Raw genomic sequence first — 16,449 nt, 5'->3', positions numbered from 1 at the left:
AATTTAAGCTAGTAGATTAATCTTCCCATTCTTCATCTGTTGATTCTTCTTCAGCTTTATAATCTTCTTTTTCTCCCATTAAAGCGGAAAGCTCTTCTTCTTCAACGGTACTTATTTCTTGATCATTGGAATCTTCGTCAGAAACTAATCTTCCACTGGTTTCTAACCATGACAATAAATCGGGTTCTTCTCGCAGTGGGAGAACAGGAGCGAGCTCTTGCCTGCCATAGCGAGTTAGCGCAGGATTAATGCCGTCTAAATCAGATAATTCGATTTGTTCTAGATCGCTCATATCAAAAATTTAGTCCATGAATTAACATAGTCCATTATGGATTGATTTTCTAATCTTTATGCTGAGTTCAAAGCTGATTTTGATGACTTTTACTTGGGGCATGGCTTTTTTAGTGAGTATTTGTCTTCGCATAGCGGGTATTATTCATCTTGAACCCTTTTTCATAAACCATTTTTTAGTGTGGTTTTTGGTTTTTACTCCTTCATTTTTCCTTTTAATTTATTTTTTGGTTAGGAGAACTGTTTCTCTAAATACCTCTATTTAATTTATGTTGAAGTGACTTTTAAGCTTTCATATCATTATTTAATTTTTACGTCAAATAATGATGTTCAAGATTTATTGATTTTTGGTCATAACATTGATACTTGGTTAATTTATGTACTTATTTTTTTTGGATTAACTTCTATCGGTTTTGTTTTTGTATGGTTCCTAGGGTTTTTAGGTGAAAGGAAATCAGGAAAATCGATTAAACAGCCATGGGAATAAATTTTCGTTTTTTCTAAAGTCATTTGACCTTAAAAATATTTTAATCAGCATTGATTATCTAAATCAGAAAATTGTCCAATAGTTCTCTATATTTACTAGTGAAAATTGAATTTCCTTCAAGGAGATAAACATATGGGAAGAGCTAAAAAAGTTGTTTTGGCTTATTCAGGAGGAGTCGATACGAGTGTTTGTATTCCTTATTTGAAAAACGAGTATGGAGTTGAGCATGTAATTGCTTTTGCAGCAGATCTTGGTCAGGGTGATGAACTTGATGAAATTAAAAAAAAGGCTATTTCTGCTGGTGCTTCTGAATCACTTGTTGGCAATTTAGTAAAGCCTTTTATTGAAGATTTTGCTTTTCCAGCAATTAGGTCTAATGCTTTGTATCAAGGTAAATATCCACTTTCAACTGCTTTAGCAAGGCCATTAATTGCAAAAAAACTAGTTCAAATTGCAAGGGAATTAAATGCTGATGGAGTTGCTCATGGGTGTACTGGTAAAGGTAATGATCAAGTTCGTTTTGACGTCACTATTGGAGCTTTAGCTCCTGATTTGAAATTGATTACACCAGCACGAGAATGGGGTATGAGTCGTGAAGAAACAATTGCTTATGGAGAAAAATATGGAATAGTTCCTCCTGTAAGTAAAAAAAATCCTTATTCTATTGATTTGAATCTTTTAGGTAGAAGTATTGAAGCTGGTCCTCTTGAAGATCCATTTGAGATGCCATCAGATGAAGTTTTTGGAATTACTTCTTCTATTGCTGATTCACCTGATGAACCTGAGATAGTTGAAATCTTTTTTGAAAATGGTAATCCAGTTGCTATTGATGGTGCCCCAATGGAGCCAGTATCTCTTATCAAGAAGGCTAATAGCTTGGCAGGAAAACATGGGTTTGGACGTTTGGATATTATTGAAGACAGAGTAGTGGGAATTAAAAGTCGAGAAATTTATGAAACACCAGGTTTGCTTTTATTAATTAAAGCTCATCAAGAAATTGAAAGTTTAACTTTACCCGCTGACTTATTAAATACTAAATTCAGACTGGAAAGACAATGGGCTAATTTGGTGTATCAAGGTTTCTGGTTTAGTCCCTTAAAAGAAGCTTTGGATGCATTTATAGATTATTCTCAAAAGCAGGTCAATGGCTCAGTGAAAATAAGGCTTTTTAAGGGTAACGCTGATGTAATTGGTCGACAGTCAAAAGACAATAGTTTATATATTTCTGATATGTCTACTTATGGAAGAGAGGATAAGTTCAACCATAAATCTGCTGAAGGATTTATTTATGTATGGGGATTACCAAGTCGAATTTGGTCTTGGATAAATAAGTAAAATAATTAATTTTTGATTTTTAAGCTATATCTTTACTCGTTGGCCTCTTCTTTTGTCTCGTCTTTAGTGGTGGATTTAGTAGTTTCTTGAGTGGGAGATTCAGTTTTATTTTCTGGAGGTTTTTTGTTTTCATTATCTGTTGCAGTTATCTTAGGTTCACCATCACCATCTTTAGAAGTGGGTTTTGGAGTAGGTAAAGGTCCATATTGTTTAACTGTTAGATAACGAATAACGTCTTCACTCAGTCTCATAGCTTTTTCTAGAATTGCAATTTGCTGTCCATCGCCTTTATGGCTTAATTGAACGTAAATTCCCTCTTTATGTTTTGCAATGGGATAAGCAAGTCTTCTTTTGCCTCTCATTTGACTATCCAATACTTCTGTACCTGCTTTCTCAAGCATTTCACTATATTTTTTTAAATGACTATCAACTTCTTCCTCCGGTATGTCCGGACGAAGAATGTACATAGTTTCGTAATAGGGTTGATCAGACATAGAAATTTCCGACTAGGACTTTATGGCTCATTAAGAGCGGCGGAATTTTAATCTTATACTGAAGTGGTAACTTTTCACAATTGCATTTTTGTTGCTTGGCTGATTCCTGGCAAATTTGGTTCATTTCCTTGTGTGCAAGACCAAACACAATAAGTAATCATGAAAAAAAGACTTATTAATAAAGTACTTGAGAATGTTCTTATAATTAATGAGTTTCCAAAAGGACTGAGGAAAATTTCGAATATAAAACCAACTATGATTATACAAATATTGATTAATAACGATTGGAGTGCATTGAAACGTAAAAAATAAGATGCTTTACTATTTCTTACTAGTCCAATAAAAATAGCTAAAAATAATAATAAATTTCCAAAAGGTATTGATCTTTCTATTAATATGATTGGAATTGCTGGGATTTGAATAATTTGAGTAATCGGATATTTAATATATAAATGATTACCAAAAATAAGACAATCAGCCCATGGAATCATATATAGAAAAACACCTAATAATTTTGCTCCTATTGAAGGCATTAGCAATTTGATTTTTATTAGATTAAACCATTAAATGTTTTTTTGCAGATGATTTCATTTTCTGAACAGGAACGTTATTAAAACCACTCCATAATTTTATTGATAAAGCACCTTGCTCTACGAGCATATCAAGCCCATCAATTGTTAAACAATTTTTTTGTTCTCCAAGCTTTAACCAGTTTGTTGGTCTTGGAGTATAAATCAAGTCATATAAAATAGTTTTATTAGATAAAATTTCCCATACTTTGTGGCCAAGTGGAATATTTTCTGGTTCAGATTGTTTGTTATTCATCCCTATTGGAGTTGTATTAACAATTAAATCAGCATCTGCAATATATTGTGTAATATTGAATTTAATATTATTAATACCTTCAATTAATATATTTTTCTTTAATAATAAGTTTTTCATGCTTTTTACGAAAGTATTTAATGAATTTTCATTGCGGCCTATTATTGTTATTCGTTTAATATTTAAAGTACTTAACCCCATAACTACTGCTCTCGCGCTCCCTCCACAACCAAGTAAGACCACATGTTTATTGATTAAATTTTGATTTTTTAATGGCATTAGAAACCCCTCCATATCAGTATTTGCTCCTATCCATTGATTATTTTTTTCTGGTATTAGTGTGTTAACGGCTTGGATATCATTTGCAACTTTAGTTAGTTTGCTACAAGTTTTTATAACTTCTTGTTTGTGGGGAATAGTTATATTTAATCCTTTGCAATCTATACTTCTTAAGCCTGTTATGACTTTCTTTAGATTTTCTCCATCGCAGGGCATCGCTACATAACACCAGTCAAGTCCCATTTCTTCATATGCGGCGTTATGCATAATCGGTGAAAGAGAATGATTTACTGGTTGTCCGAGAAGTCCTGCCAGACTAGTTTTTCCTGTGATAGTGTTCATTTATGCTTAGTTAGGTTCAAAAGTGCTAAGAGACTGTTCGGGAACCACGCCTCGCCTCAAATAGGTTTCACTGACGAGGATGTTACTTAAAGAAAGAATTTAGGAGCTACTCACTCATGGGGAAGGTTGTAGGAATCGATCTAGGAACTACAAATAGTTGTGTTGCTGTTATGGAAGGCGGCAAGCCTACTGTAATAGCAAATGCTGAAGGATTTAGAACAACTCCATCTGTGGTCGCATATACAAAGAATCAGGATCAATTAGTCGGACAAATTGCTAAACGCCAAGCGGTGATGAATCCTGAAAATACTTTTTATTCATCAAAGAGATTTGTTGGTCGACGGGTTGATGAGGTAAATGACGAATCTAAAGAAGTAAGCTATGGAGTTGAAAAGGCAGGTTCTAACGTTAAATTAAAATGCCCAATACTTGATAAGCAGTTCTCTCCTGAAGAGGTAAGTGCTCAAGTTTTAAGAAAACTTTCTGAAGATGCTGGAAAATATTTAGGCGAATCAGTCACTCAAGCTGTAATTACAGTACCTGCGTACTTCAACGACTCGCAACGCCAAGCCACTAAAGATGCAGGAAAGATTGCAGGCTTAGAAGTTCTCAGAATTATTAATGAGCCAACTGCTGCTGCACTAGCATATGGTTTAGATAAAAAAAGCAATGAAAGAATTTTAGTCTTTGATTTGGGTGGAGGTACCTTTGATGTATCTGTTTTAGAAGTAGGTGATGGAGTATTCGAAGTTCTTTCTACATCTGGAGACACTCATCTAGGTGGGGATGATTTTGATCGAGTGATTGTTGATCATTTGGCTTCCACATTCAAAGGGAATGAAGGCATTGATTTACGCCAAGACAAACAAGCACTACAACGTTTAACTGAAGCCGCTGAAAAAGCCAAGATAGAATTATCTAATGCGACTCAAAGTGAAATAAATCTTCCATTCATTACAGCTACGCCTGAAGGACCAAAGCATCTTGATTTGACTCTCACAAGAGGTAAGTTCGAGGAGTTAGCGTCGAAACTTATTGACCGTTGTAGGGTTCCTGTAGAACAAGCTTTAAAGGATGCAAAATTATCTACTGGAGAAATAGATGAGATTGTTATGGTTGGAGGGTCTACCCGAATGCCAGCAGTCAAAGAGTTAGTCAAAAGAGTTACAACTAAAGATCCAAATCAAACTGTCAACCCAGACGAAGTAGTTGCTGTTGGAGCTGCTATTCAAGGTGGTGTTCTTGCTGGTGAAGTTAAAGATATTTTGCTACTTGATGTAACTCCTTTATCTCTTGGAGTTGAAACTTTGGGTGGGGTTATGACGAAAATGATTTCAAGAAATACTACTGTGCCTACCAAAAAAGCCGAGACTTATTCAACTGCAGTTGATGGCCAAACAAATGTAGAAATTCATGTTTTACAAGGCGAACGCGAAATGGCTTCTGATAACAAAAGCTTGGGGACCTTTCGTTTAGATGGAATCCCTCCTGCTCCCAGAGGAGTTCCTCAAATTGAAGTGACTTTTGATATTGATGCTAATGGAATTCTTAGTGTCAACGCAAAAGATAAAGGAAGTGGTAAAGAGCAAAGTATTTCTATTACCGGTGCATCTACTTTGTCAGATAATGAAGTTGATAAAATGGTCAAAGATGCAGAAATGAATGCTTCTGCTGATAAAGAAAAGCGTGACAAAATTGATATAAAAAATCAAGCTGAAACACTTGTTTATCAAGCTGAAAAACAAATAGGAGAACTTGGCGATAAAGTTGATGATGATGCAAAAACCAAAGTCGAAGAGAAACGCGTTAAGTTAAAAGATGCCATTGAAAAAGATGATTATGAAACTATGAAGTCTTTAGTTGAAGAGCTTCAACAAGAATTGTATGCATTAGGAGCTTCTGTATATCAACAAGCAAATGCTGCTTCACAAGCTGCTGATGGTTCTAATACTGATAGCAAAACTGATGGTGACGATGTTATTGACGCTGAATTTACTGAATCAAAATAAGTTAAAATTTTCAACTAATATTGATTCGCTATATCTATCTTAAGTCCAATCCATTCAGCGCATGAAGGAGCCAATAAAATACCATTTCTGTATTGACCTGTATTAATTAATAATCCAGGTTCTAATTCTTTTATTAATGGAGAAGCCTCATTCTTTGGTCTAGCTCTGATACCGTTCCATTCACGGCATACTTTTGCTTGTCTCATCCATTTTGGAGCAGTGTTGTTCATATTTAACATCTCTTTTTTTTCAGATAAACTTGGTATATTGCCATTTTCGACGGTTGCTCCTACAATCATATTATTGCTATTATGATGTATAAAATTTATAGATTGATAATTTAATATTGCAGGCCATTTATTCCAATTCATATTAATATTTTCTAATTCTAATTCAAAAACTTGTCCTAATATCGGCTCTAAAAGTATTTCATGACCTAATGGTTTCACTAATTTTTGAGTATTTAATGCAGTACAAATCACGATAAAATCTTGATTTATATATTGGTTATTTTCTAAATAGATTTTCCATCTTTTTTTATTTGAAGTTAGATTTTTTCTTATTTTAATAACACTATTTTCAATTTTATTTACCTTGATTTGATCAAGACTTTTCAATAATGATTTTATTAAATTTATAGGATTTAATCGACCATCTTCAGTAGAGATTAACCCTCCTATTAATTTTTTTTCAAAGATTGAATTCCAAAAATTTAAAGAGGTTTTATCCAAAAGTTCAATTCCATATTCCTGTTTATTTTTACTCAGCTCAATCATAGATTGATATTCTTTTTCAGAACTTGCTAATTTAACTAATGGTTTCTCGAAAGAGACATTTGAATCAGAAGAGTTAATTTCAATAAGCCATTTTTTCCATAATTTCATACTTTTATTTCGTAGTAAAAAAGACCTTCCTTTTGATTTCTTGTGGACATTTCCCATAAGGACACCGAGAGCAGCTTGTGTTCCATTTGTAGGACTTAAATTATTTATTTCTGAGTTGACTCTTGGGTCGATTAAATTTACTTTATAACCTTTTTTTCCTAGATAAAAGGCAGTTGTAATTCCTGCTATCCCACCACCAATGACTGAGATTTCTGTTTGATTCTTGTTTGCTTTTTGGCTATTCATTTGCACAAATGCTATTAAATTCGCTTGTTAATTTTCTATGGGTGGTCTAAAAAAGAGAATAGTTTAACGATATAGCTGGAGTGAGCATCAAAACAGTTATCTTGCAGTTCATTTGTCCTGATCAGCCAGGGCTTGTAAGTGATTTAGCAAGTTGGATAGCAAGTAAAAATGGGAATATTAGACATGCTGATCACCATACAGATGCAGATGCAAAATTGTTTCTTAGCCGTATTGAGTGGGATTTAGATGGTTTTTTGCTTGATAAAAATGAAATAAATACTGAGGTAAGTTTACTTGAGCAGCGATTGAATGGGAAAGCAGTATTGAGCTTCTCTGATGATTTTCCTAATGTTGCAATATTTGTTAGCAAGCAGAGTCACTGTTTAGTTGATCTTTTGTGGAGAGTTAAGGCAGGCGAATTATGTATGAATGTTCCTTTAGTCATTTCGAATCATTCAGATTTAGAGGAGATTTGCTCAAGTTTTTCTATTCCTTTTAAACTTATAAAAGTAGATAAAAATAATAAAGCGTTTTCAGAAAGTAAAATTTTAGCTTTATTAAAAGAGTACGAAATTGATTTAGGGGTTTTGGCTAAATATATGCAAATTTTAAGTAGTTCATTTTTAGAAAAGTTTCCTAATTTAATCAATATTCATCACTCTTTTTTACCCGCTTTCAAAGGTGCTCAACCATATCATCAAGCTTGGGAAAGGGGAGTGAAATTAATTGGAGCAACGGCCCATTATGTTACTCAGGATCTTGATGCTGGGCCCATAATTGAACAGACAATCTCTACTGTTAGTCATCGTGATGAAGTGTCAGATTTAATAAGAAAGGGTAGAGATCTGGAGCGAGTTGCTTTAGCAAGAGCCTTAAGATTGCATTTAAGGCGACAAGTTATTGTTTATAGGGGTAGAACTGCTGTGTTTACATGATAAATAATGCTTACTTCTGTAATTTAAAAAATAATTTCTCAGAGAATGTTGGCTGGAGTTGTTTTCAGATAGGTGTATTTTGTTTGCCCTCAAGTGCGTTGATTTCTTATGTTTTTTTGCTTGTAGCTCTTTTTGAAGGAAGTTTCAAAAGATGGGATTTTTATTGGAGGGAATATTGGAATTATCCGCTAGTTCTCGCTTCTTTTTTGATGTTGCTTGGTTGTATTCGTTCTGATCAGGGTTGGTTAGCATGGCTTGGTCTTTTTAATTGGTTGCCATTTTTTTGGTGCTTTTGGGGCTTTCAACCATATTTGATAACTCCTGAACGAAGAAGAAAATGTGCTTCTTGGCTTGTCTTAGGAAGTCTTCCTGTTTTGATCACTGGTTTTGGTCAGTTATGGCTTGGATGGGAGGGGCCTTGGAAGCTTTTTGATGGTTTAATAATTTGGTTTATTTCTCCAGGTGGAGAGCCTTTAGGTAGATTGTCTGGATTGTTTGATTACGCGAATATCACTGCTGCATGGTTATCAGGCGTATGGTCATTCTGTTTGGCCTCTGTTTTGTATCCTTTTATTCTTGGACGAAATCGAGTTATTTCTTTTGTTCTCTTGATTGCGTTTGTTTCCGCAATGATTTTGACTGACTCTCGAAACGCATGGGGTGCAATTTTTTTAGGATTGCCGCTAGTTATTGGTTCAGCATCATGGAGTTGGTTAATACCTTTAATGTTTATTTGTTTGTTACCAGTTTTTATTGCGGTTTTGCCAATTTTTGATTTTGGCATACAACAATTTGCAAGAAGTATTGTGCCTGAATCTATATGGATGAGATTGAATGATATGAAGTTTATAGATACTAGACCTTTTGAAGCAACACGTATTGGCCAATGGACAACAGCAGCTACATTAATTTTTGAAAAACCATGGTTAGGCTGGGGAGCAGCAGCTTTCTCAATTATTTACCCTTTAAGGACAGGGTTGTTTCACGGCCATTCCCATAATTTGCCTTTAGAATTAGCAGTTAGCCATGGCATAATAGTTTCTTTTTTGATTAATATATTTGTGTTTGGCTTATTATTGATTTCCTCTTTTTATAGAATATTTAATAATTTAAATCATCAAAAAAACATAATTATTGATCGAGCTTGGTGGACTTCTACTTTGATTTTGATTTGTTTTCATGCGACAGATATTCCACTATTTGATAGCAGAATAAATATTTTAGGCTGGATATTATTGATAGGTCTTAAATGTATGATTGATGAATCTACAAGCAATAAAATTTCATTAAAAAAATTTCAAAAAGTTTTATCTTAATTCTCCTTCTTCAATTGTAATTTGTCTTTCATAAATTGAATGTTCATTAAATATTCTAGCAGTTAAAAAGCTAGCTATACATGTAATTAAAAGTGGTTTTAGTATTAAGAGATTTTTAGTTAAGGCGAAGGCTAAAAACATTGCTGTTAAAGGTGTCCTTGAACAACCAGCTACAAATCCACCCATACCTGCAAAAATATATGTTGTTGGCACATGGCCCGTAAGTGCTTCTACTCCGATACCGCTGGCTAATCCTATTGCCCCTCCTAGGGTGAGCATTGGATAAAATAAACCACCTGGAGCTCCAGAGGCGGCTGCTAAACCAGAAGCAAAAAATAAAACTAAAAATATACTTATTGCAAGCGTGAAACTACTGCTTTCATTAACAATAATCTTTTGCAATCCTTCGATATTGTGAAAACTTTCTGGAATTATTGAATACATTGAGCCAAGTAATAATCCTGACAAACTCATTCTTTGAATAGTTTTATTTTTAAACCATTTGTTTCCTAGAACTTGCATCTTTAAAACATATTTGCAATACATTTCTGCTAAGAATCCAAGTAAGATTCCTAAAACTATTAGGTATATAAAATCTATTGGAAAGAATTCGATTACTGGTGTATATGCTCTCTCTAATTGAAAACCTAAATTATTAACAAATCCACCAGCTTTTTGATCTAGTCCAATTGCTTGCAAAATATCTGCGCAACTATCAGCCCAGAATGTTGTTATTACTACTAGTAAGAGAACTACTGGCCTTGCTGAATTTAGGAGTTCTTCAATTGCATAAACAAATCCTCCAATAGGTGCACTGAAAATTGCTGCAATTCCCGCTCCTCCCCCTGCTGCAACTATGACTCTGCGAAATGAAATAGGGGCTTTTAGCCATTTAGCCATTTTCCAGGCAACAGATCCTCCCATTTGTACTGCTGGGCCTTCTGGGCCTAGTGGAAATCCACTCCCAATAGCAATTATTCCAGCAAATAGTTTTACAATCCCCACTCTTAATCCCATAGGGACTCGTTTATGGCGAAGAAATGCAATGATGTGACTTACTCCTGCTCCTTTTGCTGCAGGTGCAAAATTTTGAATGAGTGATCCTGAAATTAAGCCTCCTAATGCTCCTAATATTGGTAAAACTATCCATCTAGGCATATATATAAGAAGAGTTGATCGATAATCTTCTAAAGCATGAATTCCAGTTTTAAATAATATTCCCGTTAATGCTGCTCCTAAACCTGTGAGTATGAGAGCAAGAATTACGTTTAACCATTTTCTTTGAAGAAGTTTTTTTATGCTTTGACTTGATTTCTTTTGAACGGGATTTTGACTTTGACTTTTGATCATTTAATTCAATTTAGGTTTGTAAAATAGAGGCCTCTTCTTCTTTTGTTATTACACGGCCATCTTCGATAAAGTTTGGTATTTCATCAAAGTTTAAGTATCTGTATATTTCGTGAGTTAAAGGGGAAACTTTTTTGGAAGCTATTGCAAGATATTCGTCAGTTGTAGGTATATGACCCAACAAAGCGCAAACAGCGGCTAGTTCTGCACTTCCTAAGAACACCTGAGCTCCTTTTCCTAATCTGTTGTTGAAATTCCTTGTACTGGTTGAGAAAACAGTTGAATTATCTTCTACACGAGCTTGATTGCCCATGCATAGAGAACAACCAGGCATTTCCATTCGGCTACCAGCTTTTTCAAAGATTTCGTAGTATCCTTCTTTCTTCAGAATTTCTTCGTCCATTCTTGTTGGCGGACTGACCCATAATCGTGCGGCATTTTCTTCTTCTCCTTCGAGGATCTTCGCAGCGGCTCGATAATGTCCAATATTTGTCATGCAAGAACCAATAAAAACCTCTTGAATAGGAGTACCTGCTACTTCGCTTAAAAGTTTGACGTTATCAGGATCATTAGGACAAGCTAAAACAGGTTCTTTAAGTTCATTCAAGTCTATTTCTAAAATTTCTGAGTATTGAGCATCTGAATCAGCTTTTAGTAAATCTGGCTTTTTTAGCCAATCTTTCATTTCTTTAATTCTTCTATTTATTGTTCTTGCGTCTTTATATCCCCTAGCAATCATATTTTTAAGTAAAACAATATTGCTTTCTAAATATTCACTGATTGTTTCTTCTGAGAGTTGAATAGAGCATCCCGCACATGATCTTTCTGCACTTGCATCAGTTAGTTCAAAGGCTTGCTCTAATTTTAAATTTGGTAGACCCTCTATTTCTAATATCTTTCCATTAAACACATTAACTTTGTTCTCTTTTGCGACTGTCAGAAGACCTTGTTGTATAGCCATCCAAGGAATGGCATTAACTACATCTCTTAAAGTGACGCCAGTCTGTAAAGATCCTTTAAAACGTACAAGAACTGACTCTGGCATATCTAAAGGCATGGAACCAATGGCTGCAGCAAATGCCACAACTCCCGAACCTCCTGGAAATGAGATGCCCAAGGGGAATCGTGTATGACTGTCGCCACCAGTCCCGACAGTGTCTGGTAAAAGCATTCTATTTAACCAACTGTGAATAATTCCATCACCAGGTTTTAATGCTACGCCCCCTCTTTCAGCAAAAAAATCAGGAAGTTCTTTTTGGGTTTTGATATCAACGGGCTTGGGATATGCCGCCGTATGGCAGAAACTCTGCATAACTAAATCAGCAGAAAACCCTAAACAAGCTAATTCTTTCATTTCATCTCTAGTCATCGGACCAGTAGTATCTTGACTACCAACTGTTGTCATTATTGGTTCACAACTTGCACCAGGGAGTACGCCTTCTAAACCGCAAGCTTTCCCAACCATTTTTTGAGCTTGTGTAAACCCATGCTTTGATGCAGGTGGCTGACCAGGACGGATAAAAAGAGTAGAGGCAGGAAGTTTTAATTTTGCTCTAACTTTGTCTGTTAAAGCTCTTCCAATCATTAAAGGGATTCGCCCACCTGCTCTTACTTCATCAGTAATAGTTTGTGGTTTTAAGTCAAATTTTGAAAGAAGTTCTCCACTCTTTATCTTATTTTCACTTCTTCTAACTTCTCCTTTGTAAGGGAAAATAGTAATTACATCTCCTGTTTTGAGATTGCTTACATCACATTCAATTGGAAGAGCACCTGAATCTTCAGCAGTATTAAAAAAAATAGGAGCAATTTTGCCTCCTATTACAACACCACTCCCTCTTTTATTTGGCACGTAAGGTATGTCTTGTCCTGTATGCCAAAGGACAGAGTTTATTGCTGACTTTCTAGAGCTTCCTGTTCCAACGACATCTCCAACATATGCTATTGGATGTCCTTTCTTTTTTAATTCTTCAATAGTGCTTAAACCCTCTGGATCTCGAGTCTCTAGCATTGCTAAAGCATGTAAAGGAATATCTGGTCTTGTTGTTGCATGAGTTGCGGGAGAAAGGTCGTCTGTATTTGTTTCTCCTTCAACTTTAAATACCGTTACTGTTATTTCCTGTGCTAAGGGTTGTTTATTAGTAAACCATTCTCCATCGGACCAGCTATTTATAACTTTTTCTGCATAAATATTATTTTTTGCTAATTCTAAAATGTCGTTTACAGCATCATAAACTAAAAGAGTATTACTTAATGCTTTGGAGGCTGATGCTGCTAATTCTTTATCTTTAGATTTTAGTATTTCAATTAATGCTGATACATTATATCCGCCAATCATTGTACCTAAAAGTTCAGTTGCTTTTAAAGGACTCACTAATGGACTTTTTGATTCTTCTAGAGCAATTGAGCTAAGCCAAGTGGCTTTGATATAAGAGGCTTGATCAACCCCAGGAGGAATTCGATTGATAAGAAGATCAAGTAAAAAGTTTTGATCGATTTCTTTATCTGGTTTTTCTAATAATTCTGTTAAAGCTTGAGTCTGTTTTGCATCTAAAGGAAGCGGAGGGACTCCTAATGCTTCTCTTTCTGCAACATGTGATAAGTAGCTTTTTAGCATTTTTAAATCTCAATAGAGAAGGTATTTGAGTGAGAGTCTTTTGTTTTCATTGTTTACAACTGCATGTTTTTTGAATAATCATTCAGATAATGCAATTTATTACCCCCCTATGACTGATACTTCTCTAATCTTATATCTATGATCACGCTTTAAATGTCCACCTCATCATATTTTTCAATGGTGGATAGCACCTCTGACCTTCATGTAGTTGAGACTCGTCCATTAATGTCACCAGCATTACTTCATAGAGATTTGCCTTTAGATAAGGGAACCTCAGAAGTTGTCTCTACTACTCGAAAAAAGATTCAATCCATTCTTCATGGTATTGATCCACGAATTTTGGTGATTGTTGGACCATGTTCGGTTCATGATGTTGATGCTGCTATTGAATATGCAAATCGTTTAGCTCCATTGAGAAATAAATATAGTCAGCAGCTAGAAATTGTTATGCGTGTTTATTTTGAGAAACCTCGTACAACTGTTGGTTGGAAAGGACTTATTAATGACCCTCATCTTGATGATTCTTACGATATTAATACTGGCTTAAGAAAAGCAAGAGGTTTATTGCTTGATTTAGCTAAAAAAGGAATGCCTGCTGCTACTGAATTGCTTGATCCAGTTGTTCCTCAATATATTGCTGATTTGATTAGTTGGACTGCTATTGGAGCAAGAACGACAGAGAGTCAGACTCATCGTGAAATGGCGTCTGGATTGTCAATGCCTGTTGGTTATAAGAATGGTACTGATGGGACAGCAACGATAGCGATTAATGCAATGCAAGCGGCTTCAAAACCTCATCATTTTTTAGGAATTAATAACGATGGTCACGCTTCGATAGTGAGTACTACAGGTAATCCAGATGGTCATCTTGTTCTAAGAGGTGGTAAGAATGGAACTAATTATCATTTTGATGCAATTAATTTAATTACAGATGAATTGGCACAATTTAAGATGCCTGGAAAAGTCATGGTTGATTGTAGTCATGGCAACTCAAATAAAGATTTTCGTAGACAATCTGAAGTTTTACGGGATGTTGCATCACAATTAAAAGGTGGATCAAAGAATGTAATGGGCGTAATGATTGAAAGCCATCTTGTTGAGGGTAATCAGAAGTTAAGTTCAGACTTGTCAAAACTTACCTATGGGCAAAGTGTTACGGATGCATGCATAAACTTTTCTACAACTGAAGTTTTATTAGAGGAATTAGCTGAATCAGTCAAATAAATTTAGTTGGTTTTTTATATTCCTACTAACCATATCCCTATACAAGTTACTCCAATAGGAACAGTTAAATTGTCAATACCCCAAGGACTTATTTGTTCTAAAACAGTTGCTATTAGCGAGATGACTATAATTTCTAGAGGCTGTATGCCTAAATTATTAGTTGAAGAGATAATTGAAGTTGTTATAGCTACTACTGACCCCATTGTTAATGTTCCAACAATTGATTTCGTTTGACCAAGTATTGACCATTTTGGAGAGTTAATAGACCTTCCGATCAAACCTGCTAATCCATCACCAAAAGCCATTGATAGTACTCCTATGGAAATAGATGACGCATAGCGAGGCCAGAAAAGTAAAAGTAAAACTGTGATACTGATACCATATGCAATTGTTCCAAAACTTTTTCTCTCGATATCCTCAATGGCAGGTAATAAACGATATTGATAATTAACACCTAAGGCTATGGTGATCAATAATGCAGTTAAAAAAGCTATATTTTTTGGAATATCAAATAACCACGCTAAAAGAATTACAGGCCCTGTTCCAATATGAATAATTTTTCTACTTAACTCTTCTTTCTGAGGAAAATATCTTTTACATAAAAATGCAATTAATAAAATTATAATTATCCATAACGTAATAACAAAAATAGCTATTTGAATAGCCAATGTTTAAGCAGCGTTTTGATGAGTAGTCATTACCCTCAATTTTAAAATTGCTTTTGCCTCAAGTTGTCTTACACGCTCTCTAGAAACATTTATTTGTCTTCCAATTTCAGCAAGAGTAAGTGGTTCTTCTCCATCGAGGCCAAAGCGAAGTCTCATGATTTTTTGCTCTCTCTCATTTAATTGAGATAACCATCCTCCAAGGTGTTCCTTTTGAATACTTCTATCCATCCCTTCCATGGGTTCATCAGAATTTGGGTCTGGAATTAATTCTCCAAGAGTACTACGATCTTCTTCGCCTCTTGCATGAGCATCAAGAGACGCACATGGCGCGCTTTGCGAGACTAGATCTTCTAGATCTTGAGGTTCAATACCCATTGCATTTGCCAACTCCAGTCGATTTGGCTGCCTACCAAATCGATGCGATAATTCCCGCGATATGCGGCGCATTTTTGAAAGTTTTTCGCTGATATGTATTGGCAGTCGAATAGTTCTAGCACTGTTATCAATGGCACGAGTCATCCCTTGTCTTATCCACCAGTACGCATAGGTTGAGAATTTATAACCCATTGCAGGATCAAATTTATCAACAGCTCTTTCTAATCCAATTGCTCCTTCTTGAACTAAATCAAGTAATTCGAGACCTTGGTTTTGATATTTTTTTGCAACACTTACAACAAGTCTCAGATTTGCAGCCATCATGCGATCTCTTGCCCGCTTACCCATTTTTATTTTGTGTTTCTGACGGGTAGAGCGTTGTTCAAGAGGAAGGCTTAACAAATCTTTCATTTGTTGAACATGATGAGCAAGCTCAATTTCTTCTGCAGGAGTCAGAAGTGGGACTCTTCCTATACTTGTGAGATAGAAACCTATCGAATCAGTAGCTAGACGATTACTTTGTCTTCTAGAACTTCGAGATTTTTGACTGCTTACAGTTGATGCAGATAGTTTTTGACTTGTGCTTGCCGAATTAGACTTCCCTGATGAAACATCAGAAATTTCTTTGGCAGATTCCAGCGGGATCCCCATCACCCTGGCCTCTTGAAATTAGATTTATTAAGAAGTTAGCACTTATAAGGAGAAGTTGACTAATTGAAACGAAAAATTTATGATTTTTTGCCTAATTAGGTATAAAGCGCATCAAAAAAACAGATTAAAT

General features: G+C 35.2%; 15 protein-coding genes. 6 read left to right on the top strand and 9 right to left on the bottom strand.

Annotation, left to right across the window (positions count from 1 at the left end; translation table 11 throughout):
• Window positions 1-16: 16 nt before the first annotated feature.
• Window positions 17-292: a DUF3134 family protein gene (locus tag O5633_RS08290; RefSeq protein ID WP_269609175.1), complete on the bottom strand. Its 276-nt coding sequence runs from the start codon at window positions 290-292 to the stop codon at window positions 17-19.
• A gap of 276 nt (window positions 293-568) precedes the next feature.
• Here O5633_RS08290 and O5633_RS08285 point away from each other — a divergent pair, with 276 nt between their 5' ends.
• Both O5633_RS08285 and O5633_RS08280 read left to right on the top strand, forming a co-directional pair.
• Window positions 569-778: a hypothetical protein gene (locus O5633_RS08285; RefSeq protein WP_269609173.1), complete on the top strand. Its 210-nt coding sequence runs from the start codon at window positions 569-571 to the stop codon at window positions 776-778.
• Window positions 779-910: 132 nt separating this feature from the next.
• The gene (locus O5633_RS08280) at window positions 911-2,113 is read left to right on the top strand and encodes an argininosuccinate synthase (RefSeq protein WP_269611340.1); all 1,203 of its coding nucleotides are present in this window, start codon (window positions 911-913) and stop codon (window positions 2,111-2,113) included.
• Between the two features lie 32 nt (window positions 2,114-2,145).
• Here O5633_RS08280 and rpsF read toward each other — a convergent pair whose 3' ends face one another.
• The 3 genes from rpsF to O5633_RS08265 all read right to left on the bottom strand — a co-directional run bounded on the left by rpsF (window position 2,146) and on the right by O5633_RS08265 (window position 4,050).
• Window positions 2,146-2,607, bottom strand: coding sequence for a 30S ribosomal protein S6 (rpsF, locus tag O5633_RS08275; protein WP_269609172.1), 462 nt, complete (start codon window positions 2,605-2,607; stop codon window positions 2,146-2,148).
• A gap of 74 nt (window positions 2,608-2,681) precedes the next feature.
• Window positions 2,682-3,140: a Tic20 family protein gene (locus O5633_RS08270; RefSeq protein WP_269609171.1), complete on the bottom strand. Its 459-nt coding sequence runs from the start codon at window positions 3,138-3,140 to the stop codon at window positions 2,682-2,684.
• A gap of 22 nt (window positions 3,141-3,162) precedes the next feature.
• Window positions 3,163-4,050, bottom strand: coding sequence for a shikimate dehydrogenase (locus O5633_RS08265; protein ID WP_269609170.1), 888 nt, complete (start codon window positions 4,048-4,050; stop codon window positions 3,163-3,165).
• Window positions 4,051-4,166: 116 nt separating this feature from the next.
• On the opposite strand from O5633_RS08265, the gene dnaK reads away from it, so the two are divergent.
• The gene (dnaK, locus tag O5633_RS08260) at window positions 4,167-6,059 is read left to right on the top strand and encodes a molecular chaperone DnaK (protein ID WP_269609169.1); all 1,893 of its coding nucleotides are present in this window, start codon (window positions 4,167-4,169) and stop codon (window positions 6,057-6,059) included.
• A gap of 14 nt (window positions 6,060-6,073) precedes the next feature.
• On the opposite strand, the gene O5633_RS08255 is transcribed toward dnaK, so the two are convergent.
• Complete coding sequence (locus tag O5633_RS08255; protein ID WP_269609168.1) at window positions 6,074-7,189, bottom strand: NAD(P)/FAD-dependent oxidoreductase; 1,116 nt, start codon at window positions 7,187-7,189, stop codon at window positions 6,074-6,076.
• An 80-nt stretch (window positions 7,190-7,269) separates the two neighbouring features.
• On the opposite strand from O5633_RS08255, the gene purU reads away from it, so the two are divergent.
• Together purU and O5633_RS08245 are read left to right on the top strand one after the other, a co-directional pair.
• Window positions 7,270-8,124, top strand: coding sequence for a formyltetrahydrofolate deformylase (gene purU, locus O5633_RS08250; RefSeq protein WP_269609167.1), 855 nt, complete (start codon window positions 7,270-7,272; stop codon window positions 8,122-8,124).
• Entirely contained in the window at window positions 8,121-9,440 is a 1,320-nt protein-coding gene (locus O5633_RS08245) for an O-antigen ligase family protein (RefSeq protein WP_269609166.1), read from the top strand. The genes purU and O5633_RS08245 overlap by 4 nt, the downstream gene beginning before the upstream one ends.
• Here the strand turns inward: O5633_RS08245 and O5633_RS08240 are convergent.
• A complete protein-coding gene (locus O5633_RS08240; protein WP_269609165.1) occupies window positions 9,432-10,790 on the bottom strand; it encodes a ClC family H(+)/Cl(-) exchange transporter in 1,359 nt (452 codons plus the stop codon). The genes O5633_RS08245 and O5633_RS08240 overlap by 9 nt on opposite strands.
• Window positions 10,791-10,800: 10 nt before the next feature.
• Window positions 10,801-13,401: a bifunctional aconitate hydratase 2/2-methylisocitrate dehydratase gene (gene acnB / locus O5633_RS08235; RefSeq protein ID WP_269609164.1), complete on the bottom strand. Its 2,601-nt coding sequence runs from the start codon at window positions 13,399-13,401 to the stop codon at window positions 10,801-10,803.
• Between the two features lie 153 nt (window positions 13,402-13,554).
• On the opposite strand from acnB, the gene O5633_RS08230 reads away from it, so the two are divergent.
• Window positions 13,555-14,625, top strand: coding sequence for a 3-deoxy-7-phosphoheptulonate synthase (locus O5633_RS08230; RefSeq protein ID WP_269609163.1), 1,071 nt, complete (start codon window positions 13,555-13,557; stop codon window positions 14,623-14,625).
• Between the two features lie 14 nt (window positions 14,626-14,639).
• On the opposite strand, the gene O5633_RS08225 is transcribed toward O5633_RS08230, so the two are convergent.
• The gene (locus tag O5633_RS08225; RefSeq protein WP_269609161.1) at window positions 14,640-15,293 is read right to left on the bottom strand and encodes a diacylglycerol/polyprenol kinase family protein; all 654 of its coding nucleotides are present in this window, start codon (window positions 15,291-15,293) and stop codon (window positions 14,640-14,642) included.
• 3 nt (window positions 15,294-15,296) lie between these two features.
• Window positions 15,297-16,319, bottom strand: coding sequence for an RpoD/SigA family RNA polymerase sigma factor (locus O5633_RS08220; protein ID WP_269609160.1), 1,023 nt, complete (start codon window positions 16,317-16,319; stop codon window positions 15,297-15,299).
• Window positions 16,320-16,449 lie beyond the last annotated feature (130 nt).

Origin of the sequence: Prochlorococcus marinus str. MIT 1013 (genome assembly GCF_027359395.1) — a bacterium.
Classification (GTDB): Bacteria; Cyanobacteriota; Cyanobacteriia; order PCC-6307; family Cyanobiaceae; genus Prochlorococcus_B; species Prochlorococcus_B marinus_E.
Note: the sequence above shows the minus strand (reverse complement) of the source record. Positions and strands in the feature narration are given on the sequence as shown.

What these genes read in the sequence shown, in the direction of transcription:
- O5633_RS08290 (WP_269609175.1), bottom strand. Translation starts at nt 292, where the DNA reads ATGAGCGATCTAGAACAAATCGAATTATCTGATTTAGACGGCATTAAT.
- O5633_RS08280 (WP_269611340.1), top strand. Translation starts at nt 911, where the DNA reads ATGGGAAGAGCTAAAAAAGTTGTTTTGGCTTATTCAGGAGGAGTCGAT.
- rpsF (WP_269609172.1), bottom strand. Translation starts at nt 2,607, where the DNA reads ATGTCTGATCAACCCTATTACGAAACTATGTACATTCTTCGTCCGGAC.
- O5633_RS08270 (WP_269609171.1), bottom strand. Translation starts at nt 3,140, where the DNA reads ATGCCTTCAATAGGAGCAAAATTATTAGGTGTTTTTCTATATATGATT.
- O5633_RS08265 (WP_269609170.1), bottom strand. Translation starts at nt 4,050, where the DNA reads ATGAACACTATCACAGGAAAAACTAGTCTGGCAGGACTTCTCGGACAA.
- dnaK (WP_269609169.1), top strand. Translation starts at nt 4,167, where the DNA reads ATGGGGAAGGTTGTAGGAATCGATCTAGGAACTACAAATAGTTGTGTT.
- O5633_RS08255 (WP_269609168.1), bottom strand. Translation starts at nt 7,189, where the DNA reads ATGAATAGCCAAAAAGCAAACAAGAATCAAACAGAAATCTCAGTCATT.
- O5633_RS08245 (WP_269609166.1), top strand. Translation starts at nt 8,121, where the DNA reads ATGATAAATAATGCTTACTTCTGTAATTTAAAAAATAATTTCTCAGAG.
- O5633_RS08240 (WP_269609165.1), bottom strand. Translation starts at nt 10,790, where the DNA reads ATGATCAAAAGTCAAAGTCAAAATCCCGTTCAAAAGAAATCAAGTCAA.
- acnB (WP_269609164.1), bottom strand. Translation starts at nt 13,401, where the DNA reads ATGCTAAAAAGCTACTTATCACATGTTGCAGAAAGAGAAGCATTAGGA.
- O5633_RS08230 (WP_269609163.1), top strand. Translation starts at nt 13,555, where the DNA reads ATGTCCACCTCATCATATTTTTCAATGGTGGATAGCACCTCTGACCTT.
- O5633_RS08220 (WP_269609160.1), bottom strand. Translation starts at nt 16,319, where the DNA reads ATGGGGATCCCGCTGGAATCTGCCAAAGAAATTTCTGATGTTTCATCA.